The organism is Pinibacter aurantiacus (genome assembly GCF_019130065.1).
Lineage (GTDB): Bacteria > Bacteroidota > Bacteroidia > Chitinophagales > Chitinophagaceae > Pinibacter > Pinibacter aurantiacus.
In genome coordinates this window covers 45,727-59,134 of the sequence record NZ_JAHSPG010000008.1, presented here as the reverse complement: position 1 = coordinate 59,134, position 13,408 = coordinate 45,727, and the positions used below count along the sequence as shown (strand labels likewise).

The 13,408-nt window shown below is 40.0% G+C and carries 12 protein-coding genes; 1 reads left to right on the top strand and 11 read right to left on the bottom strand.

Annotated features, from left to right (window positions below; genetic code table 11):
- The first annotated feature begins 226 nt into the window (after positions 1 to 226).
- Positions 227 to 811 carry an acetate uptake transporter gene (locus tag KTO63_RS11325; RefSeq protein WP_217791398.1) on the top strand — a complete coding sequence of 195 codons (585 nt, stop codon included), beginning with the start codon at positions 227 to 229 and terminating at the stop codon, positions 809 to 811.
- Between the two features lie 117 nt (positions 812 to 928).
- On the opposite strand, the gene KTO63_RS11320 is transcribed toward KTO63_RS11325, so the two are convergent.
- The 11 genes from KTO63_RS11320 to KTO63_RS11270 form a co-directional block, all read right to left on the bottom strand.
- Positions 929 to 3,001, bottom strand: a complete 2,073-nt coding sequence (locus KTO63_RS11320; RefSeq protein ID WP_217791397.1) for a ComEC/Rec2 family competence protein — start codon at positions 2,999 to 3,001, stop codon at positions 929 to 931.
- 130 nt (positions 3,002 to 3,131) lie between these two features.
- Positions 3,132 to 3,458 carry a hypothetical protein gene (locus KTO63_RS11315; RefSeq protein ID WP_217791396.1) on the bottom strand — a complete coding sequence of 109 codons (327 nt, stop codon included), beginning with the start codon at positions 3,456 to 3,458 and terminating at the stop codon, positions 3,132 to 3,134.
- Between the two features lie 7 nt (positions 3,459 to 3,465).
- The gene (locus KTO63_RS11310; protein WP_232373139.1) at positions 3,466 to 4,266 is read right to left on the bottom strand and encodes a TIGR02757 family protein; all 801 of its coding nucleotides are present in this window, start codon (positions 4,264 to 4,266) and stop codon (positions 3,466 to 3,468) included.
- A 135-nt stretch (positions 4,267 to 4,401) separates the two neighbouring features.
- Positions 4,402 to 5,640, bottom strand: a complete 1,239-nt coding sequence (locus tag KTO63_RS11305; protein WP_217791395.1) for a DEAD/DEAH box helicase — start codon at positions 5,638 to 5,640, stop codon at positions 4,402 to 4,404.
- 123 nt (positions 5,641 to 5,763) lie between these two features.
- Positions 5,764 to 6,522: a murein L,D-transpeptidase catalytic domain family protein gene (locus KTO63_RS11300; RefSeq protein ID WP_232373138.1), complete on the bottom strand. Its 759-nt coding sequence runs from the start codon at positions 6,520 to 6,522 to the stop codon at positions 5,764 to 5,766.
- A 106-nt stretch (positions 6,523 to 6,628) separates the two neighbouring features.
- A complete protein-coding gene (locus tag KTO63_RS11295; RefSeq protein ID WP_217791394.1) occupies positions 6,629 to 7,657 on the bottom strand; it encodes an AI-2E family transporter in 1,029 nt (342 codons plus the stop codon).
- 60 nt (positions 7,658 to 7,717) lie between these two features.
- Complete coding sequence (locus KTO63_RS11290; RefSeq protein WP_217791393.1) at positions 7,718 to 8,200, bottom strand: nuclear transport factor 2 family protein; 483 nt, start codon at positions 8,198 to 8,200, stop codon at positions 7,718 to 7,720.
- 26 nt (positions 8,201 to 8,226) lie between these two features.
- Complete coding sequence (locus KTO63_RS11285; protein ID WP_232373137.1) at positions 8,227 to 8,910, bottom strand: uracil-DNA glycosylase family protein; 684 nt, start codon at positions 8,908 to 8,910, stop codon at positions 8,227 to 8,229.
- A 398-nt stretch (positions 8,911 to 9,308) separates the two neighbouring features.
- Positions 9,309 to 9,953, bottom strand: coding sequence for a response regulator transcription factor (locus KTO63_RS11280; protein ID WP_217791391.1), 645 nt, complete (start codon positions 9,951 to 9,953; stop codon positions 9,309 to 9,311).
- Between the two features lie 7 nt (positions 9,954 to 9,960).
- Entirely contained in the window at positions 9,961 to 11,778 is a 1,818-nt protein-coding gene (locus KTO63_RS11275) for a sensor histidine kinase (protein WP_217791390.1), read from the bottom strand.
- 174 nt (positions 11,779 to 11,952) lie between these two features.
- Positions 11,953 to 13,314: a peptidylprolyl isomerase gene (locus KTO63_RS11270; protein WP_217791389.1), complete on the bottom strand. Its 1,362-nt coding sequence runs from the start codon at positions 13,312 to 13,314 to the stop codon at positions 11,953 to 11,955.
- Positions 13,315 to 13,408 lie beyond the last annotated feature (94 nt).

Below are 13,408 nucleotides of genomic sequence, written 5' to 3'. Positions count from 1 at the left end.
AAGATTTGCGACGTTAGAGGAATCTGCCACAGAGACACAGAAGTACGGAAAATCTATTGTCTTATTATCAACTTTCTCTGTGTTTCTGTGTCTCAGTGGCAAAAATTGCGGTTAAAAACTTTCTCCACATTTTCTAAAAAATATTTAACGATTGATCGTTTTGTTTGAAAGAATAGTAAATTTAACCGATTGCATTTGTTCACTTTAACCCATATGTAAAAAATTTATGTCGACTGAAACGATCGTTGCCGTAAAAGACAATACGGCCAACCCCGCTCCCTTAGGTCTACTCGGTTTTGGAATGACCACCGTTTTACTAAATATTCATAACGCCGGCTTTTTTGAATTGAACTCCATGATCATTGGCATGGGCATATTCATGGGCGGATTTGCGCAAATTGTTGCCGGAATCCAGGAATGGAAAAAGAACAACACATTTGGCGCTACAGCCTTTACTTCCTATGGCGTTTTCTGGCTCACGCTGGTTTGTCTCTGGCTGGTACCCAATACTTCCTTTGGCGCGTCGTATAAATCAAGCGCCACCGGTGTGGGTTATTACCTGCTGATGTGGGGACTCTTTACATTGTTTATGTTTATTGGCACCTTAAGACTTAGCCGTGCATTGCAGGTTGTTTTTGCTACGCTTACTGTTCTGTTCTTTTTGCTTGCCATAAGCGATTTTACGGGAAATACGTCAATGAGAACCTTTGCAGGTTATGAAGGTATTTTTTGTGGCCTTAGTGCTTTTTATACTGGCGTTGCCCAGGTTTTAAATGAAGTTTACGGCAGAACCGTTCTGCCTCTTGGTTAATAACTCTTTGTCCGACTAATTGCCTATTCATTTCCCCATAGCAATATGGGGATTTTTGTTTTTTGGCACACGGATGGCACGGATTAGACGGATTTGCACTGATTTTTTCACGATGAATTAAAAATCCATTATGAATGCGCCGCCGTCTTTTACTGAGAAATATTGTTGATTGAGTTGTTTGCACTCCTCTTTCCATTTAGAAATTTTCCAATCTGCATTTGATCCGTCGAATACTATTGTCTTGAAATCAAAGACGTTTGTGATGTCGCAGATGTTTAGCATAGGGCTATGAGAAATGATTATCACATCGGCATTTATTTTTTCCCCTGTCTTTTCATATCCCATCGATTCATTTAAAATAACAATTCGCTTGCCTTTCCATAGAATGATGTTTTCTGTATTCGCAGTATCAGATTTTATCCTCTGTAAAATGCGTGACGGCTTTAAATGAAAGCTTTGCAGGAAGCCATCTTGTCGTAATTCTTTATCTCCAATGAATTGATAGTTTCTGCCATTGATTATGTCTATTGCCTGCCTTTGCGGAATGTTGTATACGATTATTCTTTCCTGCTTTGAAGCTTTGTAAAATGAGTAAGTGCGAAGGCTTACGAACAACAAAAGAGAAAGCAAGCTAACATACATGTAATGCTTATATTTTTCTAACAACCACAACGCAACCGAAGCAATAAAAATATACAGTACTAAATTTTGCAGGATGCTAATCTGCAAGCCGCCCCACATGTTAAATGGAATGGCTTCTATGCGTTCAACTATCGTATTCATCAACCACAAAAGCGAGGTTAATATTTTCCCAACAAAAGCCGCAACGGGCGCTATAAAGGAAACACAGCACAATACGATTTCTCCAATCAATATTATCGTCGAAATAGGTACTGCCAACAGATTTGTCATCAAAAAGAAAACAGGGAACTGATGGAAATAATAAATACTTATTGGTGTGGTCAATACTTGTGCTGCAAGCGTTACGGCAGCAGCCTGCCATATTTTATCGAGCAATTTATTCGTGATGTAAATGCAATGGTAAACTGGCTTCATGAAAATAACAATACTTAAAAGCGCTGCGTAGGATAGCTGAAACCCTACATCCCACAACCAGAAAGGATTATAGCACAGCAGTAAAAGTGCAGAAACGCTTAACGTATTGTAGACTGATGATTGTTTGGAAATACTGTTCCCGATCACAATGCAAGTAAACATTACCGCAGATCGCAATACAGATGGCGAGGCGCCTGACATAATGCTAAACAACCAAAGGAATGCAATTACTATCACCGGTTTCAAAATTCTATTGAGCTTTCTTTTGTCGCTTAGTGGTTTCAACAAGAGCAACAATAGAAAATAAATGACGCCAAGGTGCAATCCGGAAATAGCGATAATATGTACTACGCCGGTGTTTGAATATGATTGCACCAACGTTTTATCAAGATCTTCTTTATAACCAATCAACAATGCTTCAGCAAGTCCAAGCTCTTTTGTGCCGGTAATATTTTTTTGCAAAATGGTGGTAATGGCATCATTTGCATTGAAAAGAAATTGCTTCGCGAAGTTTGTTTTCTTTTCTTTCAACACTACATATTCACTTGGTTTCAGAAAAACCTGGTAATAAATATGCTGGAAGGCGCAGTATTGTTCATAGTCAAAACAAGCAGGGTTGCCGGAGTTGCGAATAAGTTGTAAAGGTTTGTCAATAACGATTTGCGAGCCATATGTAAGTGCAGGCTTTAGGCTGTCTTTTTGCAAATACACGATGATGTTGCCGGTGGCAGATTTGCATGTGCTGTCATCTCCCATCAACTCTACAGTTGCCTTTGCTTTGAAAGACCTTTCTTTTTCCGTCAACGGCTCCTGCAGCGTTAGCAGTAATTTTTGCGAAGCATAGTTATTCTTAATGCACCATGCATCATTGGTTCCGGTGTTTTCATAAAACAATATGCCACCTAAACAAATCAACGTTGCATTTATCGCAACGCCGCTTATCCATGACTGACTAAATTTTCGTTTGAGCGGCAGCAATAGAAAAACGACAAACACAAGGCATGCAATCGCGGCAATTGCCAACCAAGCGTTTAAAACAAATGCAAAATGATATTGCAAAAGAAGTCCGATAATAAAAGGGAGCAGCAAGCGTAAAAACGGCGCTTGTTTCCAGAGATGAATTGTATACTGCATGAGAATAAGTGTTTGTGCAGTATTGGGAGATAGGTAGTTTCTCAAAGATAACGCTTAATGCTGAACGCCTAACACTAAACGCAGAATGCCGCATCTTGCGTTAAGCATTAAGCGTTTGGCGTTCAGCGTCTCACCACCGCTCTTCTTCATCAATCTCGTCATCGTTCTTTCTAAACTCTTGTCTTGTTTTTATTTTTTGTAATTCGCGTTCTACGATCAATGTGGCTATTATTTTTCCCGCGTCTTCTTCGTTATGCATTTTCAGCATGTACCGAAGTTTTGGTTCACTTACATCTAATCGATAAAGGATGCCAACTAGCCTTTGAAAATCCTTTTGTATCAACTCATTTACCGGAACGGCAATCATGGCAATCATTTGATCAAACGATACCGTTGGCGGAATCGATACCGCAAATTCATTTTGTAAATTGTATATGAGTTTTTCGTTAGTGTCCATTAATGCTTTAGTATTTTTCAATTACGCCCAGGCCGAATAATGCAAAATCATATTTCACCGGGTCGCTTTTATCCAGCTTCGAAAGATAGGCTGTCAATTCAACAGCTGCTTGCCAGTCGACTTGTTTTCTTTCCAGCAAATTAAACCGTTTTGCCACTCGTGCAACATGTACATCCATCGGACAGATCAATTGCGAAGGTTTTATTTTTTTCCAGATGCCAAAATCGACTTTTTTGTTATCGTTTCGTACCATCCAGCGCAAATACATGTTTAGCCTTTTGCAGGCAGACTTCTTAAACGGTGCAGCAATATGTTTTCTCGTGCGTTCAGGAAATTCATCAAAAGCAAAAAAGTAGTGATGAAACCCGTTGAGTGCACTTTCTATATTCTCATCATCGGGTTGCATCCATTTTGAGAACGCGGTTTCCAATGATGCGTTTTCTTTATAGTGATGCTGTAAAAATTTGAGCGAGTGAAAAAGATCTGTTGCATTGAATGTGCGGTGCACAAAATCGATGAAAGGAATCAGGTCTGTTTCTTCAAATGATGTCACAAACTGATGAGGTGCATTATCCATCAGGTTGAACAGCTTTGTGCAGGAGTTGATGATCGTCTTTCTGTTGCCCCATGCGAGGATGGCGGCGAAAAAACCTGCTATTTCTAGGTCTTGTTTTTTAGAAAATTTATGCGGAATGCTAATGGGATCATCAGGTATAAAAGCGGGAACGTTATATTCTTCCACTTTTCTATTGAAGAAGTCAATCAGCTTTTTGTCGCCGGCTGATAATTGTTCTTTGCTGGATTTCAATTGCAGGTTTTTGAAACAGGCAATTTACGCAAATGGCGCTGAATGTTTTTGGATAATAACGGAATGCGAAACTTGGGTGGTGCACATTCGGGGTGTTAGAGGGCGAATACGATTCGCCCCTACCACGCGAAAATGTTATACAAATTTCTTGTTGCGGTTGCCTTGTGACTTGGGCTTGTAAAATTTTCTTTTACCGCCGCCACTGCCGTTGCTGTTTCTTATTGAAGGGTTATACACCGGGGCTTCTCCCAGTGCTTCAGGAACAGGTAATTTATCTACTGCTTTACCAATCAATTTTTCAATGCGTGCAAAGCGGCCATGCTCTCTCTCGCTGATCAACGTGATCGCAACACCTTCCGCTTCTGCCCTTGCCGTTCTTCCGATACGGTGCACATAGTCTTCACCATCGTGCGGCACATCGTAGTTGATTACAAGATCTATCGTATCAATATCAATACCTCTTGAAAGAATGTCTGTCGCTACCAATACGGGAATTCGTCCACTGTTGAATTTCAGCAATACGTCTTCACGGCTTGACTGCTCAAGATCGCTGTGCATTTCACCAATGGTAAGTCCACCTTGCCTTAATTCAGCCACCAATTTTTTTACACTTTGCTTGCTGCTGCAAAATACAAGTGCGCTTTTGAAGGTGGTGCTTTGCAAAACGCTTTTCACCAACGGCAGTTTCTGGTGTTCAAAAACAGCATACGCCTGTTGTTGAATTTTCTCCGGTGGTTTGGAGATGGATATGTTTACCTCTGAAGGATTTTGTAAGATTTGCTTTGCCAGGGTTCTTATTTTTTCCGGCATTGTTGCAGAAAAAAGTAAGGTCTGTCTTTTAGCGGGAAGGAAAGAAGTTATTTTCCTGATGTCTTCCTGGAAGCCCATGTCGAGCATACGGTCGGCTTCATCCAAAACAAGGAACTGCAAGCCTTTTAGTGGCACATAGCCCATGTTTAAGTGAGCGATCATGCGGCCGGGTGTACACACAACGATGTCCACTCCCATGCGCAGGGCCTGTTTCTCTACCACAAAGTTATTCCCGTCGTTACCGCCGTAAATAGCAATGGAACTAATATTGGTGAAATAAGAAAGCCCCTCCAGGTGCTGGCCTATTTGAATGGCTAGCTCCCTTGTAGGAACAAGCACTAAGGCACTTACCTGGTTGTCGTTTCTATGTTGTAATAATTTGTTGATCACCGGCAAAAGAAACGCAGCCGTTTTACCGGTTCCCGTTTGGGCAGATGCAATAATGTCTTTACCTGATAAAATAAGGGGGATCACCTGTGCCTGAACAGGTGTAGCATTTTCGTAACCGGAGGCCTGTATGCCTTCGAGCAGATCAGGATGAAGGTTTAATTCGTTAAAATTCAAAACAATTCTTTTTTAGTGTCGATTCCGTTCTTGTGCCAAACGCATTTATATAATGTACTATTCCAAATCACAATCCTTCTAACAAACAACTATTGCGAAGAATGGTTCAAATTTTAAACAGCATTAGCCTTTTAAAAGCTGAGACTTTGAAATGTAGGTTTTATTGGGGTAATAGATAAAAAGACAGCTTCCGTCTTTAATGGAATTAATAACTTCTGCAGATTCATCATCCGGCACAGCTGGACAACCGTAGCTTCTTCCGGAAAATGGGTTTCTGTCGATGAAAGATGTGCCCACATATTCTGAGCCATGAACAACAATATTCCTTTTCAGGGCTTTGTCGTTAAAACCTCTTTCAACGCCATCTATTTTCAAAGATAAGCCATGGGAACCAGAGTAAGTGGATCTTGTAACATAAAATCCAAGACTACTTTTATGGCTGTTGGGATTATTAGAGAATGATTTTGCATATTCGCCGCCGGTATTTCTGCCATGAGCAACATACGTATTGATAAGCAACTTCATGCCTACCAGATCAATTACATATAATCTTTTATTGCGTGATGACTGACTGAAGTCGCAGATAGACAGGATGCCATCTTTCGCCAGCATTCCTTTTGCACGTAGTTTTTGATACCCTTTCCAGGCAAATTCGAACGCCTGTTCGCTCAAGCCTGAGGTTGCAAGTTCCAGAGAATCATATATTTGATCCGCCATCGCCATTGTGCTGCTTGAAATAGCTGCATAGGTTGCAGGCGCTGCGACTACGGCAGGCTTGGAATATTTACGGATTTTGCGTGTTTTACCTGAAATCAAAGCAGGAACAGTGAGCATCAATATTAGCCCGGCACACACAGTCAAGTTTCTTTTACTTTTTCGCATATTGATCGGTTTTCCACTAATGGATTTTTATAACGCGCAAAGTTCCCGATTATTATATTAAGAAACTGTTTATATAATCATAAAAACCGATCTGTAGCTTTATCAGCTAATTTTTAATCTCCTGAGAATCAACCAAATTGAATTCTACACCATAAATTTTTATCAGTAAAAGGAACATTGAAATGAGCAATGGACCAAAAATTAACCCAATAAACCCGAATAACGGCACCCCAATCAGCACTCCAAATACGGTTATAAGGGGGTGAACGTCCCCAATTTTGCGCTGTAGCCAGAAACGAAAAATATTGTCCACGGTGCCAATGAAGCCAAAGCCAAAGATCAGCAATGCCACTCCGCGCCAGGTTTCCCCATTGGCAAAAAAGATTATGGACAAGGGAACATAGGCGAGCGCGGCTCCTAAAACCGGTATCATAGCCGTAAAACAGGTGATTCCAAACCATAGGAATGGCTCGTTTACCCCTAAGATCAAATAACCGATTAGCGCCACAGAACCCTGCAGCAAGGCAATTAAAGGTATCCCTACTGCATTACTTACTACCATATTATGGATCTCTTTACGCAGCAATTGAATATTGGCGGGTTTCAACGGGAAAAACTCGTTGATCCATTTTTCCATTTTATCGCCGCTCACCAGCATAAAGTAGAGAATGAAATACATCATTATTATAGTGGTAAGCGTGCTGAAGGTGGCGCCGAGCAGAGCCGGAAGCTCTTTCATTATCAGGTCGCTTAGTTTTTGAATGTTCTCATCGTTAAGAATTTCATAGCCTAATCTCTTCTCAAGTTCATTTATAAATGTTTTCAACGACTGGGTTATTTCATCGGAGTGCTGTATTAAATAAATCACTTTCGATGACAACATATTTACCATGAAGTAAATGGGTAACATGATGATGAGGAAAGATAACAACATCAATACGGCTGCCGCCAAGCCTTTTTTCCAGCCTCTTTTACAAAGACGAAACATCCATTTGCGTAGCAGTACATAAAAAGTGAGTGCTCCCAAAAACGCCGGAATAAAACTCTGTAATTCCCTGAAAAGTATCCAGCCCAGAACAACCAACACACCAATAAAAAAAAACTGTTTTACTTTCTCAGGAGGTAATGTAGCCATGTAGATAGAGTTTTAGGAAAGATAAGAAAGTTTGTGGCAACGCTTATACCTGATCGATTTTTAGTGCAGGCTCACCACACGCTTTATCAACCATTTGTTATTAACGTTTTGCCAAAAAATAATAAACTTAGACGGCTCTGATGTGGAGTTTTCAATGCCATTGTGAAATTTATGCAAGCCCATTTCTACCACGCCGTAATTGTTGATTGAATACACTTCTATGCTTCCTTTTACCAGTTCGCGACTAACCTTGTTACCGCAAACGTACTTTTTGGTATCCGAAAGAATTTGTGCTTTGTCTGTCATCAAGCCGCCCTTGTCGTGGTAAAACTCGATAGTGTCACTAAACATTGCCGCCTGCACATCGATATCGCACCTGTTATAAGCACTGAAAAAAACACTGTCTAAATGTGCTATGGTGTCAAACAGCGCTTGTGATTGCGGTTTGTATACGTAGTTATAATTTGTCGATTTTTTTGAAGAGTTGCATGCCATGGCAAAAATTGCGAGTGCAGCGATCAAACAAGTTTTAAAGAAGCTCATAGAATTTCGTTTAGAATGAAAGGTAATTAACTCCCAAGTTGCGCAAGCGCATCCAGGTATTTCTGTATAAACTCTGTTTTTGTTTTTCGTTTGTATTGCATGATGAATCTTGGATGCGGCAGTTTTATTATTTCCTTGAAAAAATGATGTTCATTATTTAAGTCGTTGAAAAAAGCAAAGTTCTTTTCGCCAAGGCAAATGCATTTGTTACGGTTTGTCTGCAGCATTTTTATTTGCTTCTGCATATTGTCAATTGCAAACGGTTTAATGGCTTCTTTCAGTTCCACATCATCATAGTAGTTGAGGTTAATGCCATTTTTTACAAAGCCAAGTGGCGAAACGGAGGCGAGATAAAATCTTTTATAAAATGCTTCACAACCTCCATAGGCATCTATTACTTCATATACAAACTCTGCAGATAGCTCCGTTTGCATTTTAAAGGAATTGGCGATGTGACAATTTTCTGTCAACTGCTTTGGTGCGGTGAAATTAATGCCCGTCACTCCGGCACCAAATCTGCCCGGATTAATGCCCACGATAAAATGTCTTTGTTCATTGTCATTAAAGTATCGGGTAAAAAATATTTTAATTATTTTTTTTACCTCAGGTAATTGGTGAGGAAATAGCACAGCCACATCTTCGGGTAACCCTAACGGTGACGACAGGTTGAAAAAGTAATCTGTTATTTTGTTTACTCTACTAATTTGCAAGACTTTGGCTTAATTGTTGCGGATTTGTGGCGCGTGAAAAATATCAGTATAAATATAGTAAACAAAAAACCGGCTATCATAGACAGCCGGTTGTATAGTGATATGCTATTAAAATAAAAAACCCCCGTAGTCTTCATAGGCTTGGGGGGTGTTCCAACAGGATTACTGAAAAGGATTTTTCGGATATGGACCTTGGATTTGGACTTTTAAAGGATAATGGACACGTTTTTCATAATCGTTGGATCTTTGGACTTTTATTATAATTAGGATTTCGAGGTGAAATTGCTAGTTTATTCTAACTTTTGCAACTCATTCACAAACAAATTCATACGTTTAATTGTATTATTCACACTCAACTAAGGGTAAACCCTTACGTTTTTTGCAATCGATTGTGAATTTTAATTCATATAATTCCCCGTATTGTTGATAAAATTCACCAAAGCAGCGGTATTTTTTAGCCTCAGCTTCTTTAAAATATTATGCCTGTGTACTTCAACTGTTTTTAAAGAGATGTCAAGCGTATCTGCAATTTCTTTCGAAGAATCTCCCTGCTTAATAAAATTTATTATCTGAACCTCACGCTCCGTGAGTGAATGGATATTCGGCTCTTCGTTCTTTTCATCAAGCATTTGATGGGAAATGATATTCTTTATTTCATCGCAGATGTATTTGTTGCCTTTATATACTTCTATGATGGCTTTAAACATTTCTTCTCTTGAAGAGTTTTTGGTCACGTAACCGGTAGCGCCTACCTGCAACATCTTTTTCGCATAGGCCGGCTGCGAGTGCATGGATACGCCAATGATCTTAGAAGCGGGTGATAATTTTCTGATCTTTTCTGTTGCTTCAAATCCGGTAAACGGCATCATGTTGATGTCCATTAAAACGATGTTCGGCCTTTTCAGCTTAGCCATTTCCACGGCGCTCAACGCATCGCCACATTCTGCCACCACTTCAAAACGGGTGTCACTGTTCAGAATATAACTCCAGGTCTCCCTGATCAGTTTGTGGTCGTCTGCAATTAAAATCGTCAGTTTAGTCATAGGGTAGTTAATTGTTTAGAGGTATAGTTACTACAAGGGTACACCCTTCACCGGGTGAAGAATCGATTTGTACAGTTCCGTTAAAAATTTCGGCGCGGCTGATAATGTTTGATAAGCCAACACCTTTCTTAATATTTTCTTTGCTGAAACCTTTTCCGTCGTCCGTTATCTGCAACTGAAAATGATTGTCTTCTTTCGAGAAAACGACTGCAAGGTTCTTTGCTTCGGCATGCCGCATCACGTTGTTTACCTGCTCCTGCACGATGCGGAAGAGCATCAATTGCTGGTTTTCCGGTATCTGCGCATCAAGATCTTTTTCTGCGTTAAAAATTGCATTGATCTTGCCAGACATTTTAATGTTTGAAACAAGGTCGTTGATAGATTCGGAAAGGCCCAAATCACCAATGCTTGGAGGAACAAGCGATCTGGAAATACTTCTTATTTCATTAATCGCGTGATGAATATGGTCGGCGCTTTTTTTAATCAGCAGCATTCTCTCCTGTTCATTGACCTTTGCTACTTCAAGGAAAAGTTTGGCCGTGGAAAGTATCTGGTTAATGTTGTCGTGCAGCTCTTTACCAATTTCAGCTCTCTCTTTTTCCTGCGCGCCCACTACAGCCTGCGCCACCAGTTTTTGTTTATCGAGCTCTTCTTTAATTATTTTTTTCTGACGTCTTTTCTGCTCAGTTATATCTTCCATGCTGCCCACCATTCGCATGGCTTTCTTGTTTTCATCAAAAATGATATAGCCTTTATCTACTACTGAAACGAATTTGCCATCGCTTCTTTTGAAACGATATTCTTCTCTCCAAAGCTCTTTGGAGCCTAATTCTATAAATGCATCGAGGCTTTGTGTTACTTTATCTTTTTCCGCCGGATGAATGTGCGACTCCCAAAAATCGAATCTGCTTTCTATATAACCCTGGGTATAGCCGAACTGGGAATAAAAGCCATCGCCCCAATACAAAACCTGGGTTTTAAAATCATAGTCCCAAATGGCGCTCTTTGTTGCCTTTGCTGCCAACTTAAAGCGTTGGTTTGATCTTATCAGCTCTGCTTCTTTTTTACGTACTTCTTTTTCGGCAATCTTTATAGCGGTAATATCATTACTGATAACAATGATCGATTCTATTATTCCATTCTCGTCGTATTCCGGTGCGAGAACTGTGAGAAAGTGCAGGGTTTGGTCGGGAGTGGGGATCGAGATCGTGATGGTTTCGGTAGTTCCTTCGTTGAAAACCTTGTTGGCCGTTTCGAGGAACAAAGGCAAATCTCTGTTGTGTTTGTTAATATCAATCACATTTTTCCCGATGAGATCGCTAACACTTTTTTTAAGAACTTTTTCAAACGTTCTATTTATATATGTGTAGTCGAGATCCCGATTGATACGCTGAATGATGCTCGGGGCATTATCAGCGAGCGTTCTAAAGTCGTATTCTTTTTTTACCTCACGACTGATAGTTGTACAGACCTCCTTATCTGCATACACCAACTTGATGTCTTTGCTGTCTGTAACCGTCATCAACAAACATATCTTTTCATGAAAGGTGATGTGGGAAATAACAAACGTGACGTCGATCAGCAGGCCATTCTTTTTGCGGTGTGTGCGGGTAACCTTTTCGCTTGAGTTAGCGGTAAAAATTTTGAATTCCTGGTAAAATGAGGCAAAATTCAGATCAATATCGTAGAGGGAACGTTCAAGTAATTCTGTTCTGTTGAATTCATAGCTGGAGATAGCTGCATTGTTTGCCTCAAGAATAGACAAATCGTCCTTTGCCAGTATGAACATAGGCAATGGGTTGCTGATAAACAGCTCATTAAGCATGTTAGCTCCCGATTTAGGCTCTGTTGAGGTCATGTTGGTTGCCAAATCTTCTGGATTTCTATTTTCACAAAAGATTTGGTAATGGTTTGAAAACTCTTATAACTACAAATATTAAAAAAAAGTGCCTTGAAACTTCAAGGCACACAAATATTTATTTTTATTAAGTGTTTTTACTTATTTATCTGCGGTTGCGTTTTTATACCAAGGCTGCAATTCCTGGCAATTTTTATATTGGTCGTCAAGCATTATGTAAAAAGTAGGCAATTTGCTATTGAACCATTTTTCCATGGCATCATCTTTCTTTTCTTCGATTGCCCTGTCTGCCATTTTGTTGTAATCGTCTTTCAAATTGGCTCTGTGTGGTTCAGTGCGAGTTTTCAGGTAAATAAGTCTTACTACCTTTTTACCGGTTGGATCTGTAGTAACGATCGGCTTGGAGTACTCACCTGCTTTCAGGTTCTTAAGCTCCACCACAACACCTTTATCCAGCTGATCAATGGTTAAGAAAGTGCTGTTATCCTGACCCAAATGCATACCCGCAGTGAATTTGGCATTTTCGTCGTCCGTATATCTGGAAACCGCTTCACCAAAGCCAACCTTGCCGGTTACAAGTTGGGTGCGGATAGAATCCAACAACTTTATTGCATCATTTAATTCATCGTCGGTAATTTGAGGAATTTTCAGGATGTGACGAACAACAGCATCATCGCCGTTTCTGCTTACCATTTGAATGATATGGTAACCGAATTTTGATTTAAAAACCGGAGATATCTGGCCGTCTTTCAAACGGAATGCCTGGTTCAGGAAAGAGGGATCCCAGGTTTTTTCATTCCTGTTAAGATTCAAAGTACCTGCCCCTGTAGCTTTATCATCTGTATAGAGGCTCGCCAAATTTTCAAACTTCTTTTGTCCGTTTTCTACTTGTTTCTTGTAGTCGTTCAATTCTTCCATTGCATATTTCTCCAGGTCGCGGTTTGCTTTTGGATATTTTACAATTTCACCTACTTCAACTTCTGTTTCGTAGAATGGAAGTTGGTCCTTTGGAATTTTATCGTAAAATGCTTTTACTTCAACCGGAGTAATCTTGATAGACTCTACGATTTTATCGCGCATTTTTCTTGCTAATTCTTTCTCCTTAAATGATTGGCGGAAATCATCTTTGATCTGGTAAACGGTTCTGCCTGCAATTTGCTCCAGCGCTTCTTTTGAACCATATTGCGCGATAAACTCACGGATCTGGTTTTCAAGTTTAGCATCGATGTCTTCATCAGAAACAACGATAGAGTCTTTCTCTGCCTGCAAAACCATTGCTTTTTGAGCAAGAATCTGCTGCATCAAAATACACTCTGCATTGTCTGGCAATTGTTGCCCTCTTCTTTTGGCGTCAAGTATAGAGTTGGTAACGTCAGATTGGAGAACGATCTTGTCACCAACGATCCCAACGATTTGGTCAGCAACAACTTTATGGTTTTGTGCCTGCACGAAGCCTAAACCTCCGATGCATGCCAGCCCTGTTATAAGAAAAGCTTTTTTCATCTGGTATTTGTTTTACTCTATCCCTTACAATGATATAGTAACTACTTCAAAAGTATCTATTGAAATATTTCGTAATGCTGTTATTTTCTCTTTT

Coding starts and splice junctions, on each gene's coding strand:
- KTO63_RS11325 (WP_217791398.1), top strand. CDS start 227: ATGTCGACTGAAACGATCGTTGCCGTAAAAGACAATACGGCCAACCCC.
- KTO63_RS11320 (WP_217791397.1), bottom strand. CDS start 3,001: ATGCAGTATACAATTCATCTCTGGAAACAAGCGCCGTTTTTACGCTTG.
- KTO63_RS11315 (WP_217791396.1), bottom strand. CDS start 3,458: ATGGACACTAACGAAAAACTCATATACAATTTACAAAATGAATTTGCG.
- KTO63_RS11300 (WP_232373138.1), bottom strand. CDS start 6,522: ATGCGAAAAAGTAAAAGAAACTTGACTGTGTGTGCCGGGCTAATATTG.
- KTO63_RS11295 (WP_217791394.1), bottom strand. CDS start 7,657: ATGGCTACATTACCTCCTGAGAAAGTAAAACAGTTTTTTTTTATTGGT.
- KTO63_RS11290 (WP_217791393.1), bottom strand. CDS start 8,200: ATGAGCTTCTTTAAAACTTGTTTGATCGCTGCACTCGCAATTTTTGCC.
- KTO63_RS11280 (WP_217791391.1), bottom strand. CDS start 9,953: ATGACTAAACTGACGATTTTAATTGCAGACGACCACAAACTGATCAGG.
- KTO63_RS11275 (WP_217791390.1), bottom strand. CDS start 11,778: ATGCTTAATGAGCTGTTTATCAGCAACCCATTGCCTATGTTCATACTG.
- KTO63_RS11270 (WP_217791389.1), bottom strand. CDS start 13,314: ATGAAAAAAGCTTTTCTTATAACAGGGCTGGCATGCATCGGAGGTTTA.